Source organism: Alteromonas sp. G4i35 (genome assembly GCF_054960375.1).
Map to the genome: position 1 here is coordinate 145636 of NZ_JBHNZD010000006.1, position 24276 is coordinate 169911.

A 24276-nucleotide genomic window follows, 5' to 3' on the forward strand; every position below is an offset into this window, starting at 1 on the left:
TTCTTTAGAAGGGATGCACAGGTTTCGCAACGCACTAAAACAATAAGCGGCAAGCCCAAATGTTGCCCAATAAAATGAAAAGGAAAACTCGACATGTTACGTAGCGTTTTAAGCTTAAGCGTGGCACTGGCCCTCACGGCTTGTAGCCCACAAAATTCATCCACAGAACAACAGACACAGAGCGCGGCTACCGAAGAGGCTCAGCAACAGCTTTCTTCAGGTGTCATTAAAGAAAATATGGATCTGTCTGTTGACCCGGGTGATGACTTTTTCCGCTACGTAAACGGCAAGTGGTTTGATAATTTTGAAATACCGGCAGATAAATCGAGCTACGGTTCTTTCGTGATCCTTCGCGATGAAGCACAAGATCACGTTATGGATATTATAAAATCGTCTGCCGAAGGCGACTTTAAAGCGGGCAGCGACGAGCAAAAAGTCGGTGATTTTTACCGTGCCTATATGGACATGGAAACCCGCAACGAACTTGGTATGACACCGCTAAAGCCTGAGTTAACTAAGATTGATGCCATTGAAGACTACACCGACCTTGCTGAATATTTTGCTTATGCTGCTCGCTATGGCTACGGTACGCCGTTCAGCCTAACTCAATACCCTGACCTTAAGTCGCCAAAAGAATATTTGATGTACACGTGGCAGTCGGGCTTAGGCCTTCCTGAGCGCGAGTACTACTTCAAGGACGACGAAACATCACAAACCATTCGCGATGCCTACGTTAAACATATTCAAACCATGTTTGAGCTGGCGGGTTTCGACGCGCCTAAAGAAAGTGCGGATATGCTGTTCGCACTTGAGACTAAAATTGCTCAGCTACATATGAAAAAAGAGCAGGCCCGTAACTTTGCTGCCAACTATAACAAGCTGACAATTGAAGAACTTAAAGCGTTAATGCCTAAGTTCGATTGGGACGCTTATCTTACTGAAGCAGACATTAGCGACATTCCTTCGCTAGGCATCCTGCAAAAAGACTACATGCAAAACATTGATGGCGTTATTGCAGAAACCTCACTGGAAGATTGGAAAACGTTCCTTAAGTGGGGCTTGTTAAATGCTTCAGCCAGTCGCTTAAATGCCGAGCTTGATGAAGCAAACTTCAATTTTTACAGCAAAGTGCTTCGCGGTGTTGAAGAGCAACAGCCACAATGGCGTCGTGCAGTAAGCCTTTCAAATGCCCATGTAGGCGAGCTGATCGGTAAGGTTTATGTAAAACAGCACTTCCCGCCTGAAGCGAAAGATCGCATGATGGAAATGGTTAATAACCTGTTGTTAGCTTACAAAGAAAGTATCGAAAATCTTGATTGGATGACAGATGAAACCCGTGCACAAGCACTAGACAAGCTATCTAAGTTTACCGTGAAAATTGGTTACCCAGACCAGTGGAGAGACTATTCAGCGCTGACAGTTAATGCCAGTGACCTGTTTGGAAACCTTAAGCGTTCTTCGGACGTGCTGTACGAAGAAATGCTTAAGAAACAAGGCGGCCCAGTGTGGACCCATGAATGGGGCATGACACCACAAACTGTTAATGCTTACTACAACCCACCGCTAAACGAAATTGTATTCCCTGCGGCTATCCTTCAACCTCCGTTCTTTGACATGAACGCCGAAGACGCGGTTAACTACGGTGGCATTGGCGCGGTAATTGGTCATGAAATTGGCCATGGTTTTGATGATTCAGGGTCAACCTTCGACGGTGACGGCGTTCTGCGAAACTGGTGGACTGATGAAGATCGCGGCGAGTTTGAAGCACGCACTGCGAACTTGATTGAACAGTATAACCAGTTTGAGGTTCTGCCTGACTTGCACGTAAACGGTGAATATACCCTAGGTGAAAACATCGGCGACCTTGGCGGCATCAGCATCGCACTTAAAGCTTACCACCTGTCTCTTGATGGTGAAGAAGCCCCTGAACTAGACGGTTTCACTGGCGACCAGCGTGTATTCATTGGTTACGGCCAGGTTTGGGCAAGCAAATATCGCGAAGAGGCGTTGCGCAGCCAAGTACAAACCGATACCCATTCACCTACGAAGTTCCGCACTAACGGTGCTGTTCGCAACGTACCTGAATTCTACGAAGCGTTTAACGTGACCGAAGAAGATGCGTTGTATTTACCACCAGAAGAACGCGTAAAAATTTGGTAATTCGCGCACATTGAATAGCGCATATAAAATTCGATAGCTAAAGCCCCATGTTTGCTTCACCAGACTGGGGCTTTTTTTGTCGTGTTGAAGTGTATGACCGAGCAGTTTCAAAAAGGCTAAATATGAATGTAAGAACAACTATTGTCTTTAGCAGCTTAGCGTTGATTTACCTGGCGACGCTGCCGCTTACCCCCTACGTGGCGCAATTCTTACCCAAAGCCCTGCCTATTGTGGTACTGGCAGTTTTCGCCTATACAAAACTTAGCGCCATGCCGCGATACATGGTGTTGACGGCGTTACTTTTTAGTCTTGCCGGAGATGTTAGTCTGGCCTTGCCCTTTGCTGATAGTTTTATTACCGGCTTGGCGTGCTTTTTTCTCGCGCACTTATCTTATGCCGCGTGTTTTGCCAATCTAAATCGCCACAAACCCAAAGTGCTCTCAAGCGATATTATTTCGCCCAATGTGAAATGGCTAATTAGCCTTACCATTGTTAGTTTTACGGCAGTGATGGCCGGTCATATTCTGCCTGCATCAGGTTCGTTGTTTTACCCTGTAGTGGCATACATTAGCGTAATCACACTGATGGGCTTAACCGCGGTGTGGATAGCTCAAACCAAGCTAATCGTAACCGGTGCGTTACTTTTTGTGATATCAGATGCCATTCTCGCTCAGTCGGTTTTCAAAACCCCGCTCCCACTGTCTACCTTTTGGGTAATGACAACTTACTATGGAGCTCAATATTGCTTAACCATGGGGCTTGTTGATGCGTTTTTGAGAAGAGAGAATAGACAGGAAGAAAAGGGTTAGGCCTAGTTAGACAGCGAAGTTAAAACGTCTATCGCCAAACCGGCTTTTTCAGCTGGCACAAAAATGTGGTCGTGATAATAAGCGGCCACCACGTTGGCGCTAATTCCTGCCTCACCCAGCGCGGTGGACATAGCTGCCGTCATGCCTACCGCTTCCAAACTAGAATGCACTTCACAGGTTATACAGCGGTAATAACCTTCAAACTGCAGATTAGCTTTCTCGGCTGCGGCAACCGGAAGAATAAGGGTTGTGCCCTCGCGTTCTTGAAACATCCCCTTAGCTACTGAAATTAACGCACTAGTTAATCTGTCAGCAGGCAAGGTAGTAAAAACGTAATTTTCACTACTCGCCACAGGATTCAGATTTTTCAATAACACGCTCAAGTCAGTTTCAGCGACCACACTCACCTTCCATTGAATAACGTCAGTACTTAGATTTTAGAGCGCATATTAAAGCTTTCGGGCTCTAATACGTTTTCCTTTGATCTTTCCTTCTCTAAAGTGCGCCATGGCTTTTTTCACGCTTCGCGTTTTTACTGCGACAAAACTCATGCTGTTCTGAACTTTAATTTTACCCAAGTCGTCGCCAGGAATACCTGCATCTTTGGTAAGTGCCCCCACCAGATCGCCTGGGCGAAGCTTTTCCTTTTTACCCGCGCTTAGTGAAATACAGGTAAATTCAGGCTGAGTAATTTTGTTTTTATGAAAACGCAGGCTTTGCGCACCTTTCAGTGGAATATCGCTTTCTTGCAATACTTCTATTTTTCGCAAAAAGTGTTCTTCGTCATCACTGACTAGCGTTACCGCCATGCCCTGAGCGCCCGCACGTGCCGTACGACCAATGCGGTGAATATGAGTTTCCGGCTCTTCACTTACCGTGTAATTAATTACGCAGGCAACATCGTCAATGTCCAGTCCTCGCGCAGCTACATCGGTAGCAACAAGTACTTGTAGCGCATCGCTGGCAAACTGCATAAGCACCGACGTACGTTGATGCTGTTCCATGTCCCCCTGAAGCCCAGCGGCACTGAAGCCATCCTCGATAAGCTCCTCAACCACTTCATTTACCTGAGTCTTGCGGTTACAAAATACAATGGCGTTTTTAGGTTGATAGTGGGTAAGTACCGCTTTGAGCGCCTGAGTACGCGTGTGCGGCAGTACGTTGTAACCCAACTGCGTGATGGCTGGTTTACTCTCTTGAGCCTCAACCTTGCAGGTTACCGGGTTGTGCAGGTACTGCTTAGCTACGCGCTCAATTTGTTCTGTAAAGGTTGCAGAAAATAACAGGGTTTGCACCTGTTTCGGCGTTTGACCGAAAATAATACGTAAATCGTCTTCAAAACCCATATCTAACATGCGATCGGCTTCATCGAGGACACGCAATTTTACATTGCTTAAGTCAATTCGACGCTTTTCCACATGGTCCATTACGCGACCCGGCGTGCCTACAATAATATGAGGGCTATGTTTAAGTGACTGAATTTGCGGTCCCATAGGCTGTCCACCGCATAAGGTAGTTACTTTAATATTTCCAATGTTTTTAGCCGCTGTACGGCACTGTTGAGCCACTTGATCAGCAAGCTCTCGGGTTGGACAAAGTATGATTGCCTGCGTGGTAAAATCATTCACTTCAACGTGCTGTAAAGCAGGGATCACAAAGCACAGAGTCTTGCCGCTACCGGTTTGCGCCTGGCCGATGACATCCTTACCTTGCAGTGCCTCAGGAAGTGATTGAGCCTGTATAGGGGAGAGTTGGTAAATGCCTTGTGAGTCTAGCGCCTTTACGATGGCTGGGTTTATATCTAAATGCTTAACTGTTTCAACTGTCATTAATTTGGGTTCCAAAGGTGCACTACACCATGTTCGGTATGATGAGCTATGCCGTATTCTTGGGACACCATGTCACTCCAGGAAGAAAGCTGCTCATTAAACTTGTCACTCATTTTCACACCGGCCGCCGCTAACTTGAGCTTCTCTAAAACCAAAACACAGGTGTCTTTCTTTGACAGTGCTAGGTAGGCCGTTGAAATGTCGTACTTACTCGATAGGGTTATTGTCTCACATTTAAATTGTTTTGGGTTACATCCAAAGTCAATTGCCCCCTGAGAACCGAAAATAGTATCAATTTCGTTGTTGATCAGTGCATCCACTAATGCCTGCCACGAATCATAGGCTTTTACTTTGAAGCCATGCTCTATTGCAACGTTATAGCGATAGTCTTCCAATAAGGTACCAACCCTAAAGTTCTTTGGTACGTTGGCAAAGGATTCAAAATAGGGCTTATCGATGCCGTACAGTCCATGAAGGTTTCTTGATACCGGCGTTACCCAGTGAAACACGCTTTCTCTTTCACTCGTGCGAATTACTGAGAATACCAATACGTTAGACTTGGTCATTGCTTCCTTTGCAATACGTTCCCATGGCGCGGAAAGGATATTCTGCTTTAGCGTCATCTCATCTAATATGTCTCTGACCAAGTCTGCAGCAATACCTTTAAGCTTTCCTCGCTCTCCCACCTCTGAAAAAAGTGGCACAATGTCGGCGATGACCCAAAGATTGTCGGTATTAGCATGCAGCTCACCTGCTAAGCTTAGTGTTCCAAAAGTAAGTGTTGTGGCCGGGAAAGATGCTTTCAGTTCATCCCGTATAGCGCTAGCAAGCAATGTGAAGTTGTCTGAACCTTTGTATTGAGCAATCAGTTCGCTCAACCGCTCTGCAAAATCGGCAGAACCTTCACTTTTGCTCAGTGCGATATAGCTCACTGCTATTGTCGTTGCCTGACTGCCCGCATTCGGCGTACATCGAACATTATTTCCACATTCAAAGGCAAATAGCGGCGTGATCCAAAAATAACTATCTTCGTTATTTTCATCTCTGATCAAATTGATAAGGGCGTCAGCTTTATTCGATATGGTGTCAGTAGCAGGCGTTAAATCAATGCCATTTTTTGATAAGGCATTTTTAAACACTGTGAGTGAATAAGATTGAATACTCTGCTTCTCAGAGGGAGATAGGGTACTTGGTAAATCGGGGGCGTGAGAGTAAGAGAATGCTTGTGCCCAAGTGGATGAACTCCACGGGGCACATAAACAGACAATGACAACAAAAACTACGCTTGAAATGCCTTTTCTAATTTCCACTGCAACTTTTGCCCCGCATAAAATGGAACCATATCGGTGCCATCAGCTAGGGTTACTTGTTCTGGCACCGTCCACGACTCTTTCACTAATGTCATTGTAGTCGTATTTCGTGGTAAACCATAAAAATCTGCACCGTAATGGCTAGCAAATCCTTCTAGCTTATCTATTGCTCCTAACTGCTCGAACACTTCAGCATAAAGCTCAATTGCAGACCATGCGCTATAACAACCCGCGCAGCCGCAAGCATTTTCTTTTTTATGCTTGGCATGAGGTGCCGAGTCGGTGCCTAGGAAGAATTTTTTGTTGCCGCTTGCCACCATATCGCGTAACGCTTTTTGATGCGTGTTGCGTTTTAGCACTGGCAAGCAATAGTTATGAGGGCGTACGCCGCCAACCAGTAAATCGTTGCGATTTAACAATAAGTGCTGAGGGGTAATGGTGGCTCCAACAAATTCGCTGGCGCCCGCTACGAAGCTTGCGGCATCTGCTGTTGTAATATGCTCAAACACCACTTTCAGCTTAGGGAATGCGTCAACGATAGGCCCTAAATGGGTATCAATGAACACTTTTTCACGGTCAAAAATATCAATGTGATGTTCGGTCACCTCACCATGAATTAGCAACAATAAGCCTTGCTCTTGCATGGCTTGAAATACAGGGTATAAAGCCTGAATGCCTTTTACAGCCGCATCTGAGTTAGTAGTGGCTCCTGCAGGATATAGCTTACACGCAGTTACGCCCGCTTGTTTTGCATCGATAATGTCTTGAGGTGTAGTTTGATTAGTAAGGAATAAGGTCATTAATGGCTCAAAGCTACTACCTTTAGGTCGCGCAGCTTCAATTCGCCCTTTGTACGCCATGGCCATTTCAGCATTAACCACCGGTGGTACAAGGTTTGGCATAACAATAGCGCGCTGGAAACAACGTGCGGTTGCAGGCACTGTTTCAGCTAGCATTTCGTTATCGCGAAAGTGAAGGTGCCAATCGTCTGGCGTAGTAATGGTGAGCGTTTGCATGCCTTGTCTCTCTTAGTACTTATTCAAACAGAGGGGAAGATGCGCGCAATAATAGCACAATTCCCATTTTGCGCGCAGAACAACTCGCTCGAAAGTGGCTATGAATTCTCTTCGCCGTGCTCTACCCAAATAAGCTTGCTAACGTCGTACCCAGCCGATGTCGCTTTTTCTAGTAAACGGGTGCGAACTTCATCTGAAATAGAAGATGTTCGCGCTAAAATCCAAAGGTAGTCTTTATCTGGGCCTGTTATCAAAGCATATTGATAACCTTCTTTATCTAGCTCCATAATTACATAGCTGGCGTAAAATGGGCCAAAGAACGATACTTTCAGATGCCCTGTCGTTTCAGACTCTACAAAATACGCTTTGCCCTCGGCTTCATCCCATCCATTTTCTTCTACTGAAAAACCGCGATTAATTACCTTGACCCCTCCGTCATCGCGCATGCTATAGGTTGCCGTAACTTCGCTTAATCCTTCTTCGAAGCTATGGTCAAAGCGCGCTATTTCATACCACTTCCCTAAATAACGAGGAAGCTCAAAGCCTTCAACCGGCACTACCTTGTCAGGTACGCCAGTACAGCCAGACAAGCCCACACACACCATACCCGCCATAATCATTGAAACTAACTGCTTAAACATATGCCCTCTTTTCCTTGAACTCAGCTTTTAAAAAGCCCACTGATTGATTTAAATACACGCCTACATCGCAAAAATGATCTTTATCGGTGCTGCAACACCATAAACCTTCAAGCTAGGCTAACGGTCGACAGTAAAAATACGCTCGCCTAATCAGACTTTTCTTATCGCTTGGACCATATTACAGTGCTTTTAAAACAAGCCTTGAGCTAATACAGGCCCTGCCCACTCGATATTCTCAAACAGGGAGAAAATGACATGAATGCACACTTTCCACACGCAAGCCGCCTAATATATGGATGCATGGGCTTAGGTGGCGGTTGGAACGACAAACCGGCAACCAAAGCCGATATAAGCCAAGCAAGAAGCATCATCGATACTGTACTGAGTTTAGATATTAATGTGTTTGATCATGCTGATATTTATACGTTCGGCAAAGCCGAAACGGTTTTTGGTGAAGCGCTCAAGCAAGCGCCCGAATTAAAAGACAAAATGATTATCCAATCTAAATGTGCAATACGATTTGAGGATGATTTAGGACCAAAGCGTTACGACTTTTCAGCAAATCACATTCACACGTCGGTTGAAGGCATTCTCTCTAGATTAGGAATAGAACAGCTTGATATACTGCTGCTGCATCGTCCAGATCCACTTATGGAGCTAGACGAAGTCGCCGGTACACTGAAGCTGCTTCAGCAGCAAGGTAAAATAAAGCATGTTGGCGTTTCAAACATGCATGGTCACCAAATTAATTACCTGCAGTCTGCACTTTCCACACCTATTGTTGCCAACCAACTTGAAATGAGCCTTGGCTTTAGAGACTGGTTAGAAGACGGCATTACTACCAACAGTGCTGCTAATCGCGATACAGGTTATGCGCCCGGCACACTTGAATACTGCATGATGAACAACGTGCAACTTCAGGCATGGGGAAGCTTGGCACAAGGTAGATACACAGGTGCAAAAGTTGAAAATAGTAATGACCGTGCAACAGCAGACTTAGTGGCTCAACTTGCAGGTGAATATCAAACTACGCCTGAAGCGATTGTTTTGGCCTGGTTGATGCGACATCCTGCCAACATTGCGCCCGTTTTGGGCAGTACCAATATTGACAGAATTAAAGCAAGCCAAAAGGCTGAAGATGTTCATTTAAGTCGAGAGCACTGGTACAAGTTATTTGAGGCTGCTCGCGGTCAAGAGATGCCGTAAGCATAAATATTAAGGAAATTAAGATGCTGAAAGGCTTTCACCACGTTGCTATCATTTGTAGTGACTACCCTCGCTCAAAGACGTTTTACACGGACGTGTTGGGCTTCTCGATTATTGATGAAAACTACCGTGAAGCCAGAGACTCTTACAAATGTGACCTCGCGTTACCTGATGGCAGTCAGATTGAGCTTTTTTCGTTTCCGGGGGCACCGCAAAGACCGTCGCGCCCAGAAGCGCAAGGACTTAGGCACTTAGCGTTCAAGGTGGACAACCTTGATGAAATGATTAACCACCTAACGAATAAGCGAGTTGAATGCGAGCCAGTGAGAACCGATGAATACACCGGCAAACGCTTTACATTTTTCCAAGATCCTGACGGTTTACCTCTAGAGCTATACGAAATCTAAAAATCGCGTAGCCGTAATAGAAAAATGCCGAATAAGGGGTCTCTTATTCGGCATTTTTATCAATAGCGATACAAACTTTTATTGGTCGAGCATCCTGACTTCCCGCTGCGGGAATGGTATTTCAATATCATGCTGCTGAAGAGCATTAAAAATGGCTTGGTTTAGTGCATAGCGCACTTCGAAATGCCTTACAGCTGGCGCCCAAACCCGAATACCAAAGTTAATACTGCTGTCGCCAAAATTATCTACACCAATGGCGGGTGACTTTTCTTCGCTGACTCCATCTACCGTTTCAACAGCCTTGCGAATCACATCGATTACCTCATCGACCTTACTGGAATAGGCAACGCCAATTTCAAGTTCAATCAACATGTTCTCTGCAGAATTATGCAAGATTTCACCGACTATCAGTTTGTTGGGTATTTGGATGTGAACATTGTCTTCGTCAATAAGAATGGTATAGGGCAACATGACTTGATCGACCACCCCTGCAACACCACGCACGCGGATAGTGTCGCCAACAACGAAAGGACGGGTAATAATTATGGTAAAGCCAGCGGCATAATTGGCCAACATACCTTGAATAGCTAAACCTGCACCTAAACCTACAGCACCTACGGCGGCTATAAGTGGGGTTACGCTAATGCCCACATTACCTAATGCTATAATTATTACGATACCCAATACCACTAGCTTGCTGGCACCGCCGGTAAAGCGGCTCAGCGTAATATCGATATTTCTGCTGACCATCAGGTTTTCAACCATGTGGCCTATTTTATTGGCCACCCACCAGCCAAGCAGAAAAATAATGATGGCGCCTACAATTTGGAAACTGTAGGTCACTGCAAATTCTACAAGAGTGTCGTAAAGGGCTTGCGCTTGTTTTAACTCATCCATGGAACGTGATTAGACTAGAAACTGATAGGAATAACCGAAGCTTAAACAACAACGTGAGGAAAAACCAGTGCCGAGAGCAAGCCCGGCACGTTACGGTTTTAAGGAATAAAGAGCGAGCATTGCATTTAGTTGGCGTATTCGCTTGCCTCAATTTCCGCTAAACGTTCTTTGGTAGGGTTCTTAATGTAGTTATACACCAAGCCAACAAAGAGCACGGCAGCAAAACCCGTGGCTACCATAAAGCCATACTTGGCGTCGCCACCGTTGGCGTCGCTCACCAGGCCCATGATGAAAGGCCCTGCAGCCGCACCTGCTGCGGTGAAGAACAAGATTACTCCGGCTACGCTTCCGTGTTGATGTTTTGGGAAACAGCTTATGCCTTTTGAGTTAAAGGTAGGATAAATTACTGACATAAAAATGCCCGTTAGCGGGAATAGAAACAACGCAAGCTGTTTTCCGCCCCACAGACCAAGACCGAAACACAGTACAATAGCACCAGTGAACACCATAAGAACCAATGCCCAGTTGAAGTGAGACATCATCCAGATGCCTACGAAACGCCCTGCAGCACGAAGGATAAAGAATGCCGTTACCGAGTATATTGCAAGGGTCTGAGAGAAGCCTTCAGTATAACAATCATAGGTCGCTTTAAGCGTAGTCGCGTCGCACACTAAATAACTCGGCATCCACACATAAATGGCGCTTTCTGCGGCGACATATAAAAACGCGCCTACTGAAAATCCTAAAGCATAGGGGTTTTTCACTAAACTTAAGCTCTGCGCTATCGATACTTTCTTTTCACCTGAGGCTGTATCGCGAGTGTAAGCGGGGTATTTCACCAGCAAAGCACCGATTATAAGTAGCGTACAAACACCACCGGCGATTACATAAAGCCACTGCCATGCAACGCCTTGATGAATGAGATAAGCGACAATAAGAGGCCCGATAATTGCGCCAACGCCAAAGAAGGCTTCTGCCCCATTCATAGTAGCTGTGTGCTGTTTGGTCGATGTTGAAATATCACCGATGAGCGCCAGCGCACCTGTTTTAAAGATGCCCACGGCAACGCCAGATAAGCTCATTAAACTAACAATCAACACAAAGTCGTTAGCAATTAAAAAGCTGTAGCATGCAAGGCCAAACAACGCTAAACCAATGATAATGGTAGGCTTGCGGCCTAACTTATCAGCCAAAAAACCTAGGAAAAGACCCGATAAGGCAATACCTAACATGGGGAGTGAATGCATTAAGCTTGCTTGAGCATTGGTGACAGAGAACGCCACTTTCACTTCTTTGATTATCTCGCCTACCGAGTCTGACGTCATCGCAAACATCATAAACATTAGGTAGGTTAGCCATCTGATAATTCTGCTACTAGGATCATGATTGGGCATAGTCTGTCTCACAAGCACGGTATGAAAGGCCTTGTTCAGCCCTTCTAAACTTCACAAAAACACGTTGATCATTGCACGCATTCAGTAGGTCAAAAATAACGATGTAATAAACTTGATAAATGAGCTTAATCGTTTAAGATAAAAGTTAACAGAATTTAAAAAGCCTGTAAACCCGTTAATTAGGATAGGTTGTATGACGCACCTAAGCGTCGCACTTTGGAGTTTTCTATGAGCTATGCTGCTGACAGTGGTGTATGTTTAGACCGAATCTTGGCATCAACCGATTTATCTGGCCTAAGTAAGAAAGATGCAACAACTTTTACGCGTCGCTTGAAGGAACATTTTCCTCGTCTTTTTGACAAATATACCTACGTTTATGGGCACCAGTATGACTGCTACTTTCATTTACAAAAACTGGTTGAAATATTAAGAGACGGTTTAAAAAACCGTAAACCAGCCCTCAAAAAGCTTGATAATGAAAGGTTAAAAAACCCGCTTTGGTATCGCGATGAACAGCAAGTCGGCATGGCCTGCTATGTTGACCTGATGGGCCCCACTTTGAATGACTTGCATGACAAAATTCCCTACTTTAAGTCTTTAGGCGTTACCTATGTGCACTTAATGCCTTTATACGATGCGCCCAAAGGGGATAGCGATGGAGGATATGCTGTGTCGGATTATCGCAAGGTTAATCCAACGCTAGGCACAGTTAAAGACCTAGTAAAGCTTGCTTCAGCACTTCAGAAAGAGGGAATAAATCTTGTTCTCGACTTTGTGTTCAATCATACCTCTGACGAGCACGCTTGGGCGAAAGCTGCACTGGCAGGTGAGAAGCAGTTTCAAGACTACTACTACCTTTTCGATGACAGAACCATTCCCGATCAGTACGAACATACTTTAAGAGAAATATTTCCCCAGGTAAGAAGAGGTAGCTTTACCTTTAATGAACAGATAGAAAAATGGGTATGGACGACATTTAACAGCTTTCAATGGGATTTAAACTACAGTAATCCTGAGGTGTTTAACGCTATCACGTCTGAAATGTTGTTTCTGGCCAATATAGGTAGCGCTGCACTGCGTTTAGATGCGTTGGCCTTTATTTGGAAAGAGCTTGGTACTAACTGCGAAAATCAGGAAAAGGCCCACGTACTTATACAAGCGTTCAACTGTTGCTTACAAATTGTAGCGCCTGCCGTGGTCTTTAAGTCAGAAGCCATCGTGCACCCTGACGAAGTACTTAAGTACATCGACAAAGATGAGTGTCAGCTATCCTACAATCCTTTGCTAATGGCACTGCTGTGGAATTCGTTAGCCACGCGTAAAACCCGTTTGCTTACGCGCTCAATGAAAAAGAGCTTCTCTATTTCTGAGAACTGCACATGGGTGAACTACGTGCGATGCCACGACGATATCGGATGGACCTTCGACGACGCGGTAGCCAACGAACTGGGTATTAACGCATTCGATCACCGCCATTTTCTTAATCAATTTTATACCGGTCGTTTTGAAGGAAGTTTTGCCAACGGCGTGCCGTTTGCTGAAAACCCTTCTAACGGCGATTGTCGTGTGTGTGGTTCACTGGCCTCTTTATGTGGGCTAGAAGGCGCACTTAAATCCAACGATTCAAAAGGCATTGATGACGCTGTGAAACGAATGATGCTGCTTTATGGTATCACCTTTAGCATTGGAGGTATTCCGCTACTTTACTCAAGTGATGAAGTAGGCAAGCTTAATGACTACAGCTATCGATTTGATGACACCAAAAAGCACGACGACAGATGGGTAAACCGAATTGCTGTTACCCGCGCAGATACGGAATTGGCGCTAGGAAACACGTCTCCTGCCAACCCTACAGAGACTGCGAGCCTTCGCGTGTTTAACGGATTGCGGAAAATGATAGCAATTAGAAAGCAGAATGCGATTTTCGGGCAGTCTAGCACCCAAATTTTAGATGCCGATAACCATCATTGCTTTGCTTTTCTTCGGGAAAATACACAGGGTCACAAGCTGCTTGTGATATGTAACTTCAGTGAGCACCCTCAGACCATTCAGCGTAGCCTTTTGGCAACACTAAAGGGCGCATCAGGCCGAGATTTGTTAACTGATGAAACTTTCGAAATGAATGCATCACCACTATTGCTTGAGCCTTTTCAACAAATGTGGCTTCTTACTGATTAGAGCTCGAGCTTTCGTCATATCTTGCTAATTGCTGTTTGAAAAGTGGTTAGCAAGTTATCCGCGGCTTAGTCGCCAAATTAATTATCTTTACTGCCAGTGACTTATCGAATAAGTCATTTTTTCACAGGCACACCAATAAATACCCACTATACTTTTTATAGTGAATAGATAGTTCACGTAGCTTCCGCATAACTTTGGTAGCTTGGCCTGTGTTTGACTGGCTCTCAAACTGATTGACGCGGAAGTAGCACTCTTCTTGTTGTGTGTGGTTTGTTTCTTGCTTCACGCAGAAGTATTACACAGCGGGATTCGACTTATGTCATATGGATATGTTTAACATGGTAACGGATAAAACGATGCAAAGTGATAGTGCTTTGGAATACATGTGCCCGTATTGCGGCGCAATAAATGACTTCCAGTTAGAAACAGTTCGCGACATGTATCACGAACAGTATGAATCTTGTGGGTGCTGCAATAAAGTACTCAGTTTAACGGCGGCCGATGGTATTGGTGGCCGTATCAATTTGATTGTCGATTCACTGGATGCAGAGCTTGTTATCAAATAAAGCGCATTGGAAAGCGTAGCAAAATGTTAGCAAACAAAAAGCCGCTTCATGAGCGGCTTTTAAAGTTCTTGAATAAAGTTCCGAAGCAGGAATTTCAACAAGCATCAACTACCGAAAGAACTCTCGTTTCAATTCATTATCAGTGAGGAAACGGCCGCCGAGCGCAGACGTCTTCGTATATGAATTAGTATCACGGATCCCTCTCGCCTTAACGCAATAGTGCGTGGCGTTAATGCTCACCGCTACGTCTTCAGTATTGGTCAACGTCTGCAACGCAACTAACACTTGTTGAGTTAAACGCTCTTGTACCTGTGGACGTTGAGCAAAGAAACCCACAAGACGGTTAATCTTTGAAAGGCCGATTACTGTATCTTTTGGAATATAAGAAACGGTTGCCGTGCCATCAATAGTAACAAAGTGGTGTTCGCAGGTGCTGGTCAGGCTTATATCAGATACCTGTACAGGCTGGTCAATCTGCATCTTGTTTTCAATGGCAGTAATCTTAGGAAATTTGCGGTAGTCCAATCCACCGAAGATTTCATTAACATACATTTTAGCGATTCGCGTGGGCGTATCACACAAACTGTCGTCAGTTAGATCAAGGCCAAGCGTGTCCATTACGTCACGCATAGCACTTTCAATTCGTTTGCGCTTTTGCTCGTCAGTAAGACCATTAGCCACCATAGGTGTTTCTAAACCTTTGGCTTCTAATGCTTCTCGTACACGTTGTGCTGGCTCTGAAATAGAGGGGTCTAGTGCGTCGCGCACAATTACCGCTTCTTTTGCTAACATTACTTTATCCGTAGTTACTTCTTTTTTGATCTTGTACGAGCATGAGTTCGTTACAGATCGATTACTTGGCAACATGACTTTTATTTAATGTCATTGCTACCGACTGTGCATTTGGCACAGAATAATAAAACCGTTACCTTTTACGAAAGAAGGACATCATCTTGAATTCACCTGTGTTAATTACAGGCGCAAGTCAACGTTTAGGCTTAGCTATGGCCAATAGTTTACTTGACCAGGGCCACCACGTTGTCGTGACTTATCGAACACTTCGTCCAAGTATTTCAATGCTTGAGGATAAAGGTGCTACAGTCTTACAGGCGGATTTTAGCACTGAGGCGGCTATTGATCGAGCAATTGATGAGATTAAGGCAATCAGTAAAACCTATCGAGCGGTGATCCACAACGCGTCAGATTGGGCGCAAGAAAAAGATAACCATGACAAGCATAGCTTGATTGAACGAATGATGTTGGTCCATGCTGTTGCCCCTTACCGCATAAACTTGGCACTTGAAAAGGCTCTTTGTGATTGCGACGTTCAATCTGACATTATTCATATGACTGACTACGTTCAAGAAACAGGCAGCGAGAAACACATGGCTTATGCGGCAAGTAAGGCAGCCCTGCACAACCTGACCCTATCATTTGCTAAGAAGCTCGCACCAAAGGTAAAAGTAAATAGCATTGCCCCAGCTTTGCTTATGTTCAATGAGGGTGATGACGAAGCTTATAAGCAAAAAGCGTTAGAAAAATCACTGTTAGAGATAGTACCGGGGGCGCAAGAGGCCGTGAAAGCCGTGAACTATTTATTTGATAGTGACTACGTGACAGGGCAAACCCTTCATCTTAACGGTGGGCGGCATTTAAGATAAAGACTGCCCCTTTTTTCTGTCATTTCAGTTTTCCCTATGGCTTAAAGTAATCGTCACCGCCAATTAATTTCATCGCCATTTGCCTTGGTCTCATGCTGAGGCATAGCTATAATCCGAACCCTATTTCGTAGCTATTTGGAATTTTACTATGCACGGCAACCGTACTATGGCGCCTGAATGGCATAACATTGATGCTGTTATGTTAGCGTGGCCTCATGCGCAAACCGACTGGGCTCCATGGTTAGAAGACGCGAGAGCGACGTATCTGAACGTGATTGCTGCAGTAAACCGCAACGATGCGGGTGTGATTTTATTATGTGCGCCGAGTGACGTAGACGATCTTAATTCTCGTTTACCAGAGAACGCTCGAGTGCTTATTATTCCGGCCTCATTTAACGACACATGGATGCGCGACTACGGCTTCATCACTTGTAAAGACAGTGAAGGCAATGGCTCGCCGGTAGAATTTCGCTTTAACGGTTGGGGCAATAAGTTTAACGCCGCTGAAGATAATCTGGCGAATCAGCGTTATCTTGCCAGCATGTGTAAATCTGTACTTCGCAGCAGCCCAATTGTGGCTGAAGGTGGCGCGCTGGAAATTGATGAAGACGGACACCTATTAAGTACTGCCCAGTGTTTACTTAACCCTGAACGTAATGGTGATATGTCGCTAAGCGCTTACGAAGATGCATTTAAAGATATGCTAGGCTGCAGCAAAGTTACTATTTTGCAGCATGGTCATTTAGAAGGCGATGATACTGACGGTCACATCGACACATTAGTGCGTTTCACGCCGAACAAAGGCCTAGTGATCCAGGCGTGTAACAACCGTCCTAATGACAGTCACTTTGAAGGGTTGAAAGCGTTGTGCGACGAGTGCGCCCTTGAGCTGCCTGAGCATGAACAGTTTCATCTGCCGCTGCCTAATATTGTAAATGACGAAGGGGATCGCCTGCCGGCATCGTACGCAAATTACTTGATTTGTAACAACGCAATATTATTGCCTGTTTACGGTGAAGAGGAAGACGCAGAAGCCATTGAGACTGTACAAAGAGCACATCCCAATCATATTGTTGAACCAATCGATTGCAGTGTACTCGTAAGACAATACGGCAGCTTGCATTGCATTTCCATGCAGGTTCCCACAAATACATTAAAAGATTCGATTATCACCACCTTAAAGAAAGGAGTGTCATTACATGCGCCCAGCTAAGCTAAAAGTGGGTCTGGTACAACAGGCCGTTGCCGATAACGACAAAGCAACGAACTGGAATAAAAGTGCCGAACAAATTGCCAAATTAGCCGCTGAAGGATGCGAGTGTATTTTGCTTCAAGAACTACACAGCACCCTGTATTTTTGCCAGCAAGAAGATACTGACGCCTTTGATTTGGCTGAACCAATTCCTGGACCTGCGACAGAATTTTTTGGTGAACTAGCCGAAAAACACAATATCGTGTTGGTGACATCTTTATTTGAAAAGCGCGGTTCAGGTTTGTATCACAACACCGCAGTCGTGTTCGACCGCAGTAAAGAAATTGCGGGCAAATATCGTAAAATGCATATTCCTGATGACCCAGGCTTTTACGAGAAGTTTTACTTCACACCGGGCGATATGGGCTTCACGCCTATTGAAACCAGCGTGGGTAAACTTGGCGTATTGGTGTGTTGGGACCAGTGGTATCCAGAAGCGGCGCGCCTAATGGCGATGGCAGGTGCGGACTTGTTGTTCTACCCTACCGCAATCGGCTGGGATTTAACTGACACAGAAGAAGAGCGTACCCGTCAGCACGGTGCATGGGAAACCATTCAACGCTCTCACGCTGTGGCAAACTCAGTACCAGTCATCGTGGCAAACCGCACTGGATTTGAAGCGTCACCTGTTGAAGGTGATCCAGGTATTCAGTTCTGGGGACAAAGCTTTGTAGCAGGCCCGCAAGGTGAGATTTTGGCCAAAGCCGAAGCTGAAGGTGAAACCACGCTAACCGTAGAGCTTGATATGGAGCGAACCGAACAGGTGAAGCGCATTTGGCCTTACTTCCGCGACCGCCGCATAGACGCCTACGACGAACTAACCAAGCGCTGGCGCGATTAACCTAAATAATGGGGTCAGAGTACATTTTCCAAGACAAATCTATGTCACAAAATGTACTCTGACCCCTTTTTTAATTCTGCCGCGGTGGAAATGTACTCTGACCCCATTTTGGTGGTTACACTTTAAATATAATCTTGTCGTAGAGCATGAATACCTGTCGTGAGCGTTTAGGCAGAAGCGTTAGCATTACCTCTTCATCTATATCCAGCCCACCAGTGAACTGACCAAAGGCTGGCATCACAAATACATTTTCGTTGTTAGTAAAGCATTTGCCTGAGTATCGGCGGCGGGTGATGGTTGTGCGCTTTTTAGGGTGATAATGGCCAATAACCTGAGCACGAGTTTCACTCGTTTCTACTTCGTGCCTGAATACCATATTATCTAACACTATTTCAAAACACGGCGTACCCGGTATGCCGTCGGGTAAATCTGGGTCATGATTACCTTCTACCCACATCCACTCGTTCACATTGTCAACAAGCCTACATAAGTGCTGACGGTCCTCAGTGGTCATGCGCGACATGCTGTGTTTGTCGTGAAAGCTGTCACCTAAGCTGATTACTCGCAGTGGCTTGTAATCATCGATGATGCTCTCTAATCGCGTTAACGTAGCGGTGGAATCCAAGCTCGGCAACGGGTTCGCATAACTGCGTAAATAACTGCCTTTTTCTAAGTGGAGATCAGACACTACAAGCCAATCGCATGCGGGTAAATACGCCACACCGCGCGCGTCTAACAGCCACAAGTAGTCTGCATATTTTGTGATAGTGATGTGGCGCTGGCTTACTTTTTCGGTTAGCCACGCGTCAGTTATTGCCAAAATTTCCTCTTTTGCTCTTCGTTTGTGATTTTTTATTATCGGTTTGAAACCGCTCGTTAATTTTGCGGGACTACGCTTCGTAGCCTCCGCATTCTGACCGCTCTAGTTAGTTGAGCAAGGTATCAGGCGTGAAGTGCATCGCCAAGATATGAAAGCGAAGCCTAAAGGTCGTGTTTATCTTCACGTTATTCAACGCTAGCCCCTGATAACAATGCGCGCACTTCATCTAACATGGTTTCAGCTTCGGCATATAAATTAGCTTGCTCGATGATAGCCTGTGCGCCAGCGCCTTTCACTTGTTCACTACGCACATCCAGCACTATTGGAATGGCCATGGGCGACGGCTTTTCAAGATTCACTAATGTCGCTGAATCTACATAGCGGATAAGTAAATTAGCGAGTCGCCGTAAATCAAGTAGCTCACGTTCTGCATCGGCCCGAGCTACTTTAAGTAAGATATGGTCGCGGTCGTGTTCACGCAACGTATCGTAAATAAGGTCCGTGGAGAACGTGACCTGCTTCATGGTTTTTTGGCTGGCGTGATAGCGCTGTTCAGTGAGCCCACTCACCACCGCCACTTGCCTGAACGAGCGCTTAAGCATAGGTGCCTGCAACATCCAGTCTTCTAACTCGTCCCCTAAAATATCTGGTTGGAATAGCTGCTGGAGCTGCCCTTGTGTGATGGCGTTTACTGAAGCCACCGATAATCCGTAATCGGTCACGCTGAAGCTTAAAGGCTTAATGCCCATTTTTTCCATTCGTCGCGTTAGCAACATACCTAAGGTTTGGTTCGCTTTGCGTCCGTCGAAGGTGTAGTACAAGGTATAGTGCGCCTGTCTAAACGGAAATTGTTCTACAAGCACGTTGTCAGGACTAGGCAATTGAGAAAACGCCTGTTGAAGTTTAAGCCACTCTTGTACCTGTGCAGGCAGTGCTCTCCATGATTTCTGAGTAGCCAAAATTGCCCGTACCCCTTCCGCCAAATAGGTAGATAGCGGCATTTGGCCACCCGCATAGCTTGGTATTTTCGGCTCTTTTGCTTTTGCAGGCTTAGCGTGTAGTTGCATGTCGCGAATAGCCTCAAAACGCAATACTTCTCCTGCAAAATAGAAGGTGTCTCCGGGCGTTAACTGCTGAGCGAAATACTCTTCTACTTCACCAATTATCTTGCCCTGATTTCCTCTTCGTATACGCTTTACTTTAAGCCGACCCGCTTCAACGATTGTGCCGATATTTTGTCTGTGCCGTTGAATAACCCGCCGATTCGCTGGCGAGTAAGTGCCATCGTCGTTTTTCGTCAGCCGCTGATATCTTTCATACGCATTAAGCGCACTGCCCCCGTCTTGGGTAAATTGCCATAGTTTGTCGAAATCATCTCTATCGAGTCCTTGGTATGGCGTGGCGGTAAGTATCTCTTTATACAAGGTATCTGGGCTATCAGCCCTACTACACAAGCAGTTCAATATAAATTGCGGGACAATGTCCAGTGCCCCTGGCTGTGGGCTTTCCCCGTCTAGCTCCCCTTTTTCAATAGCGGAGATCGCCGCCTGACATTCCAGCGCTTCAAAACGGTTTGCCGGTACGAGCAACGCTTCACTTGGCTCGTCGAGCCTGTGGTTTGCTCGCCCTATCCTTTGCAGCAGCCTGCTTACACCTTTAGGTGCGCCAACTTGTATGACCTTGTCTACATCACCCCAGTCGATACCTAACTCCAAGGCCGACGTACATACAATTGCCCTCAGCATGCCGCTTGCCATCATGGCTTCGGTCTTACGACGCTGCTCTTTGCTCAAGCTGCCGTGATAAAGCGCAATGGGCAGCGCAGCCTTGTTTGCCTCCCACAACATTTGAAACAACAGCTCTGACTGAGCTCGCGTATTCACAAAAACCAGCGTGGTTTTGGCGTTTTCAATAGCCTGATAAATATCATCGATGGCGTAGCGAGCCATAAAGCCGCCAAAAGGCATGCGCGCTTTAGAGTGCAGCATTTCCACCTTAGGTTTTTCACCCGCTTTCACTTTTACAATATTAGCTACACCGTCACTGCCAGCCAGCCACGCACCTAGCGTTTCGGGAAAAGCGACGGTGGCTGATAAGCCAATACGCTTACAATGCGGTGATAGAACGCTTAACCGCGCGAGGGCGAGTGAAAGAAAGTCTCCGCGCTTGTTGGCCATTAAACTGTGCGTTTCGTCGATGATCACGCGTTTAAGCTTGCCAAAAAGCTTATCGGCATCGGCGTAGCTCAACATCAGCATGAGCGATTCTGGTGTGGTAAGCAGTATGTTTGGCGGCTTTTTACGTTGACGCTGGCGCTTATGAGAAGGCGTGTCGCCAGTACGTGTTTCTGCCGTTATCGGCAGCGCCATCTCTTCAATGGGCTGTAACAAATTACGATGAATATCTTGCGTGAGTGCTTTCAGCGGCGATATGTAAAGGGTATGTAGGCCGTTGAACCCATCCTTTTCTTTTCCTTTTGTTGCCTGTTTGTTTATTGCTTTTGTTTCGGCTTGTTCACTGGTTCCGGTCTCCTTAACAAGCTCCCCGTTTTCCGACATCTCTGCAAGTTCACTCGTACCGAATGCCTCAGCAAGCTCGCTCATACCAAATGTCTCTGCAAGTTCGACTAGGCTAGGTAAAAAGCCCGACAGGGTTTTGCCAGCGCCGGTTGGCGCAATCAATAATGTACAGTCATGCTGGTCTTTCTCCACCAGCATGGTGTGTTGATAATCGCGTAGTTGCCAGCCTTTTTGTTCAAACCAATGGGCAAAGACTGAAGGAAGTGGAGTCATTGATGGTTCTTGTTAATACTTTTAGCACTTATACGGCAAAACCTTGGTTAGGTTTACTTGTCACGCCTTACGATAGATGCACAATGTAATCATCCTCAGCGCGTTTAATGTTTAGATACATTTTTCACTTCGACCTTATGCATTTTCTTAGCGTAAACTTCAGCGCAGAGTTTTTGACCTTCTTATGCTTCACGAATTAGCGATTTTCTTACAAGGACCGTACATGCGAATTCATTCAATAGACGCCGTTAGAGGTTTAGCCATTCTTGGCATCTTATTCATGAACATTACGTTTCACCAAAACGGTTACGCTAACTATGCATTTTTTGAAGAGCCGTTATTATCAGACACGGTTATTTCACTTTTTAACACGCTGTTTTTGGATGGACGATTTCGTTCTCTGTTCTGCTTGCTGTTCGGTGCAGGTCTGGCAATTCAATTTGAGTCCTGCGAAAAGCGCGGACACCATTTTTTAGATTTCTCACAAGCCAGACTTAAGTGGCTGTTTGTATTTGGGCTACTGCATGGCGTATTTATTTTCAGCGGCGACATTTTGCTTTATTACAGCCTGTGCGCATTTTTTATTTTAAAACACTTCACGCTCCCTCAAGATGAACTCAAAAAGAAAAGTATTCATTACCTTATTGTGGGAAGCGCAATTATGTTAGTTGGTGGGCTCGTCATGGCGTTTGTGTTCGACATGGGGGCTGAACTGCCAACGCGACCCAGTGAAACATTTAACGAAGAAGTCGCCTTGTGGCAAAGCGGCTATTTAACGCAACTTGGTATTCAAGCGTCATTTATGCTGTCTACGGTTATTGTCGCGCCATTCACTATGCTGTGGCAGTCTATGGGGCTTATGATGTTTGGCGCTTATTTGTATAGGGCAGGCTTTTTCAATCACGGCTTCTCGTCACTGATATTTAAGAAGTTAGTATTGGTTGCTATCGTCACATCCATCATTACTGCACTTCCGCAATTTTTATTCGAACAGGTAACATTAGATGTGATTCCCATGTTCACTAGCATTCCAGCCATTTTCTGTGCTTTGGTATACGCTCACCTATTGATAAACATAAGACATACTTCGACGTGGTGGTATCAGTCGCTTATAAACTGCGGCAAAGTTGCGTTCACGCTCTACCTAACCCAATCAATAGCACTCGCTGTGCTATTTCGCATCGTCATGCCCGCTTATTTTCCAAACTTTATTTACAGCGTAACGTTGCTTGATTTGCTTCTGGTCACCATTACCTTTACCGCAGTACAAGTTATTTTGGCGAACGCCATTACTAAGCACTTCAACCAAGGTCCCTTTGAAGCCCTATGGCGAAAAATGTATTTGCGCAGTTTTCACAAAAAGCAAAAATTGAAACATGATGAAGTAGAGCAGCTCACCTGAGGCCATGTCGCTTGCATCTTGAAAATTGTGTCTATACTGAACGGTAAACGTAACCTAAATAAGTAGGCCTGCTAAGCTTTACTCAATGTTAAAGGTTAGCAGGTCCAATGGCTTTTCCTTAGCCATTGAGGTAAATAGGCATGATACAAAATCAACGTCGAGTAGGGCTATTTTCAATAGTAGCGGTGATGATAATTCGGCACCTTTTCTGTCAACAAGCTTTTGGAAGTGTGTTGGACAGTGCGCAAACATCACAGCTCCCCCCTAGCAGTTACGAAGTTAAGATAGTCGAAAGTAGTGAGCTCGACTATGCCTCTCATGCCTATTACTCTGCATTACTTAAATTAGCGCTTAGCAAAACAGAAGACCCTATTAAACCAACATATCTCGTAGAGAGTAGCGGCAATTTGGTGCAAGAACGCGTTCTGCGCCAACTAAACCAAGAAGGGGGAATTGACGTTTTTTGGACAGTGACGTCAAAACTACGTGAACAGCAAGCCATTCCGGTGCGGGTTCCTCTATTGAACGGAATCATGGGCTATCGCGTCTCTTTGATCCGCCAAAGTACTCTACGTGAGTTTAACAATGTTCGTAGCGCGCCTGACCTAAAGCGATTTATTGCAGGTCAAGGTCACGACTGGCCCGATTTTCAGATTCTAGAGCACAACGGATTTACTACGTTAGGAACCAGTAATTACGACATTATCATTGAGCTTTTAAAGGCTGGTAGAATTGATTACTTTCCACGTGCGGCTCATGAGGCGGTGGTAGAGGCGAAATCACTAAACGACCCAGACATTATCATAGAGCCTTCAGTTTTATTGTATTACCCGTCTTACATGTTCTTCTTCGTTTCACAATCGAAACCTGAATTAGCGCAGCGCATAGAACGGGGATTAAATATTGCTCGACAAGACGGAAGCTTCGCCGCGTTATTTGAAAAGTACATTAGTTTTAAAGATATTGAAAAAGCGCTGAAGCTTTCAGAGAGAACCGTACTCAAACTTAATAATCCACACCTCTCCGAAGCGACGCTCGAGGCAACAGCATCAGAAGCCCAACAACTTGAGGTTGTACAATAGGTAGCTCGAATAG

Annotated in this window: 21 protein-coding genes; 11 read left to right on the forward strand and 10 right to left on the reverse strand. The window is 45.4% G+C overall.

Translation table 11 applies throughout. The annotated features are described in order from the left end of the window. Nucleotides 1-93: 93 nt before the first annotated feature. The gene (locus ACFI6L_RS05250) at nucleotides 94-2160 is read left to right on the forward strand and encodes a M13 family metallopeptidase (RefSeq protein ID WP_069945095.1); all 2067 of its coding nucleotides are present in this window, start codon (nucleotides 94-96) and stop codon (nucleotides 2158-2160) included. Nucleotides 2161-2282: 122 nt separating this feature from the next. Continuing rightward, nucleotides 2283-2969 carry a lysoplasmalogenase gene (locus ACFI6L_RS05255; protein ID WP_462573555.1) on the forward strand — a complete coding sequence of 229 codons (687 nt, stop codon included), beginning with the start codon at nucleotides 2283-2285 and terminating at the stop codon, nucleotides 2967-2969. Nucleotides 2970-2971: 2 nt separating this feature from the next. Here the strand turns inward: ACFI6L_RS05255 and ACFI6L_RS05260 are convergent, their stop codons facing one another. The 5 genes from ACFI6L_RS05260 to ACFI6L_RS05280 form a co-directional block, all read right to left on the reverse strand. Further along, nucleotides 2972-3370, reverse strand: coding sequence for an ACT domain-containing protein (locus ACFI6L_RS05260; RefSeq protein ID WP_462573556.1), 399 nt, complete (start codon nucleotides 3368-3370; stop codon nucleotides 2972-2974). 48 nt (nucleotides 3371-3418) lie between these two features. Beyond that, entirely contained in the window at nucleotides 3419-4798 is a 1380-nt protein-coding gene (gene dbpA / locus ACFI6L_RS05265) for an ATP-dependent RNA helicase DbpA (RefSeq protein WP_462573557.1), read from the reverse strand. After that, the gene (locus ACFI6L_RS05270) at nucleotides 4798-6108 is read right to left on the reverse strand and encodes a substrate-binding periplasmic protein (RefSeq protein ID WP_342324375.1); all 1311 of its coding nucleotides are present in this window, start codon (nucleotides 6106-6108) and stop codon (nucleotides 4798-4800) included. Before ACFI6L_RS05270 ends, dbpA begins: the two co-directional genes overlap by 1 nt. After that, nucleotides 6078-7124: a dihydroorotase gene (gene pyrC, locus ACFI6L_RS05275; protein ID WP_342324373.1), complete on the reverse strand. Its 1047-nt coding sequence runs from the start codon at nucleotides 7122-7124 to the stop codon at nucleotides 6078-6080. Before pyrC ends, ACFI6L_RS05270 begins: the two co-directional genes overlap by 31 nt. A 98-nt stretch (nucleotides 7125-7222) precedes the next feature. Next, a complete protein-coding gene (locus tag ACFI6L_RS05280; protein WP_462573558.1) occupies nucleotides 7223-7765 on the reverse strand; it encodes a lipocalin family protein in 543 nt (180 codons plus the stop codon). A 255-nt stretch (nucleotides 7766-8020) separates the two neighbouring features. Between ACFI6L_RS05280 and ACFI6L_RS05285 the strand changes: the two genes are divergently transcribed. Together ACFI6L_RS05285 and gloA2 are read left to right on the forward strand one after the other, a co-directional pair. Further along, on the forward strand, nucleotides 8021-8971 hold the full coding sequence (locus ACFI6L_RS05285) for an aldo/keto reductase (protein ID WP_061486714.1): 951 nt from the start codon (nucleotides 8021-8023) through the stop codon (nucleotides 8969-8971). 23 nt (nucleotides 8972-8994) lie between these two features. Further along, nucleotides 8995-9378 (forward strand): SMU1112c/YaeR family gloxylase I-like metalloprotein, encoded by a 384-nt coding sequence (gene gloA2 / locus ACFI6L_RS05290; protein WP_014951056.1) that lies wholly within the window; start codon nucleotides 8995-8997, stop codon nucleotides 9376-9378. 78 nt (nucleotides 9379-9456) lie between these two features. Here gloA2 and ACFI6L_RS05295 read toward each other — a convergent pair whose 3' ends face one another. Both ACFI6L_RS05295 and ACFI6L_RS05300 read right to left on the reverse strand, forming a co-directional pair. Further along, nucleotides 9457-10275, reverse strand: a complete 819-nt coding sequence (locus ACFI6L_RS05295) for a mechanosensitive ion channel family protein (protein WP_014977631.1) — start codon at nucleotides 10273-10275, stop codon at nucleotides 9457-9459. A 125-nt stretch (nucleotides 10276-10400) separates the two neighbouring features. Then, nucleotides 10401-11618 carry an MFS transporter gene (locus ACFI6L_RS05300; RefSeq protein ID WP_014980533.1) on the reverse strand — a complete coding sequence of 406 codons (1218 nt, stop codon included), beginning with the start codon at nucleotides 11616-11618 and terminating at the stop codon, nucleotides 10401-10403. Nucleotides 11619-11897: 279 nt separating this feature from the next. Here ACFI6L_RS05300 and ACFI6L_RS05305 point away from each other — a divergent pair, with 279 nt between their 5' ends. Together ACFI6L_RS05305 and ACFI6L_RS05310 are read left to right on the forward strand one after the other, a co-directional pair. Further along, the gene (locus tag ACFI6L_RS05305; protein WP_462573559.1) at nucleotides 11898-13847 is read left to right on the forward strand and encodes an alpha-amylase family glycosyl hydrolase; all 1950 of its coding nucleotides are present in this window, start codon (nucleotides 11898-11900) and stop codon (nucleotides 13845-13847) included. A gap of 323 nt (nucleotides 13848-14170) precedes the next feature. Beyond that, nucleotides 14171-14413, forward strand: a complete 243-nt coding sequence (locus ACFI6L_RS05310) for a hypothetical protein (protein WP_462573560.1) — start codon at nucleotides 14171-14173, stop codon at nucleotides 14411-14413. Nucleotides 14414-14521: 108 nt separating this feature from the next. Here ACFI6L_RS05310 and folE read toward each other — a convergent pair whose 3' ends face one another. After that, nucleotides 14522-15205, reverse strand: coding sequence for a GTP cyclohydrolase I FolE (gene folE, locus ACFI6L_RS05315; protein ID WP_014951061.1), 684 nt, complete (start codon nucleotides 15203-15205; stop codon nucleotides 14522-14524). Between the two features lie 161 nt (nucleotides 15206-15366). Between folE and folM the strand changes: the two genes are divergently transcribed. From folM to ACFI6L_RS05330, 3 genes are all read left to right on the forward strand, one after another. After that, nucleotides 15367-16074 (forward strand): dihydromonapterin reductase, encoded by a 708-nt coding sequence (gene folM, locus ACFI6L_RS05320; protein WP_049588769.1) that lies wholly within the window; start codon nucleotides 15367-15369, stop codon nucleotides 16072-16074. A gap of 148 nt (nucleotides 16075-16222) precedes the next feature. Continuing rightward, nucleotides 16223-17287 carry an agmatine deiminase family protein gene (locus ACFI6L_RS05325; protein WP_462573561.1) on the forward strand — a complete coding sequence of 355 codons (1065 nt, stop codon included), beginning with the start codon at nucleotides 16223-16225 and terminating at the stop codon, nucleotides 17285-17287. Then, nucleotides 17274-18167, forward strand: a complete 894-nt coding sequence (locus tag ACFI6L_RS05330) for a carbon-nitrogen hydrolase (protein ID WP_039229281.1) — start codon at nucleotides 17274-17276, stop codon at nucleotides 18165-18167. The genes ACFI6L_RS05325 and ACFI6L_RS05330 overlap by 14 nt, the downstream gene beginning before the upstream one ends. Nucleotides 18168-18282: 115 nt before the next feature. On the opposite strand, the gene pdeM is transcribed toward ACFI6L_RS05330, so the two are convergent. Further along, nucleotides 18283-18987 (reverse strand): ligase-associated DNA damage response endonuclease PdeM, encoded by a 705-nt coding sequence (gene pdeM, locus ACFI6L_RS05335; RefSeq protein ID WP_069945103.1) that lies wholly within the window; start codon nucleotides 18985-18987, stop codon nucleotides 18283-18285. 185 nt (nucleotides 18988-19172) lie between these two features. After that, nucleotides 19173-21779, reverse strand: coding sequence for a ligase-associated DNA damage response DEXH box helicase (locus ACFI6L_RS05340; RefSeq protein ID WP_282763185.1), 2607 nt, complete (start codon nucleotides 21777-21779; stop codon nucleotides 19173-19175). A 223-nt stretch (nucleotides 21780-22002) separates the two neighbouring features. Between ACFI6L_RS05340 and ACFI6L_RS05345 the strand changes: the two genes are divergently transcribed. Further along, complete coding sequence (locus ACFI6L_RS05345; protein WP_061486722.1) at nucleotides 22003-23181, forward strand: DUF418 domain-containing protein; 1179 nt, start codon at nucleotides 22003-22005, stop codon at nucleotides 23179-23181. A 140-nt stretch (nucleotides 23182-23321) separates the two neighbouring features. Further along, a complete protein-coding gene (locus tag ACFI6L_RS05350; RefSeq protein ID WP_232375966.1) occupies nucleotides 23322-24263 on the forward strand; it encodes a transporter substrate-binding domain-containing protein in 942 nt (313 codons plus the stop codon). Nucleotides 24264-24276: the final 13 nt, after the last annotated feature.

Excerpts from the sequence above, each read along its gene's own strand:
- ACFI6L_RS05250 (WP_069945095.1), top strand. The coding sequence starts at position 94 with ATGTTACGTAGCGTTTTAAGCTTAAGCGTGGCACTGGCCCTCACGGCT.
- ACFI6L_RS05255 (WP_462573555.1), top strand. The coding sequence starts at position 2,283 with ATGAATGTAAGAACAACTATTGTCTTTAGCAGCTTAGCGTTGATTTAC.
- dbpA (WP_462573557.1), bottom strand. The coding sequence starts at position 4,798 with ATGACAGTTGAAACAGTTAAGCATTTAGATATAAACCCAGCCATCGTA.
- pyrC (WP_342324373.1), bottom strand. The coding sequence starts at position 7,124 with ATGCAAACGCTCACCATTACTACGCCAGACGATTGGCACCTTCACTTT.
- ACFI6L_RS05280 (WP_462573558.1), bottom strand. The coding sequence starts at position 7,765 with ATGTTTAAGCAGTTAGTTTCAATGATTATGGCGGGTATGGTGTGTGTG.
- ACFI6L_RS05285 (WP_061486714.1), top strand. The coding sequence starts at position 8,021 with ATGAATGCACACTTTCCACACGCAAGCCGCCTAATATATGGATGCATG.
- gloA2 (WP_014951056.1), top strand. The coding sequence starts at position 8,995 with ATGCTGAAAGGCTTTCACCACGTTGCTATCATTTGTAGTGACTACCCT.
- ACFI6L_RS05295 (WP_014977631.1), bottom strand. The coding sequence starts at position 10,275 with ATGGATGAGTTAAAACAAGCGCAAGCCCTTTACGACACTCTTGTAGAA.
- ACFI6L_RS05300 (WP_014980533.1), bottom strand. The coding sequence starts at position 11,618 with ATGTTTATGATGTTTGCGATGACGTCAGACTCGGTAGGCGAGATAATC.
- ACFI6L_RS05305 (WP_462573559.1), top strand. The coding sequence starts at position 11,898 with ATGAGCTATGCTGCTGACAGTGGTGTATGTTTAGACCGAATCTTGGCA.
- ACFI6L_RS05310 (WP_462573560.1), top strand. The coding sequence starts at position 14,171 with ATGGATATGTTTAACATGGTAACGGATAAAACGATGCAAAGTGATAGT.
- folE (WP_014951061.1), bottom strand. The coding sequence starts at position 15,205 with ATGTTAGCAAAAGAAGCGGTAATTGTGCGCGACGCACTAGACCCCTCT.
- ACFI6L_RS05325 (WP_462573561.1), top strand. The coding sequence starts at position 16,223 with ATGCACGGCAACCGTACTATGGCGCCTGAATGGCATAACATTGATGCT.
- ACFI6L_RS05330 (WP_039229281.1), top strand. The coding sequence starts at position 17,274 with ATGCGCCCAGCTAAGCTAAAAGTGGGTCTGGTACAACAGGCCGTTGCC.
- ACFI6L_RS05340 (WP_282763185.1), bottom strand. The coding sequence starts at position 21,779 with ATGACTCCACTTCCTTCAGTCTTTGCCCATTGGTTTGAACAAAAAGGC.
- ACFI6L_RS05345 (WP_061486722.1), top strand. The coding sequence starts at position 22,003 with ATGCGAATTCATTCAATAGACGCCGTTAGAGGTTTAGCCATTCTTGGC.
- ACFI6L_RS05350 (WP_232375966.1), top strand. The coding sequence starts at position 23,322 with ATGATACAAAATCAACGTCGAGTAGGGCTATTTTCAATAGTAGCGGTG.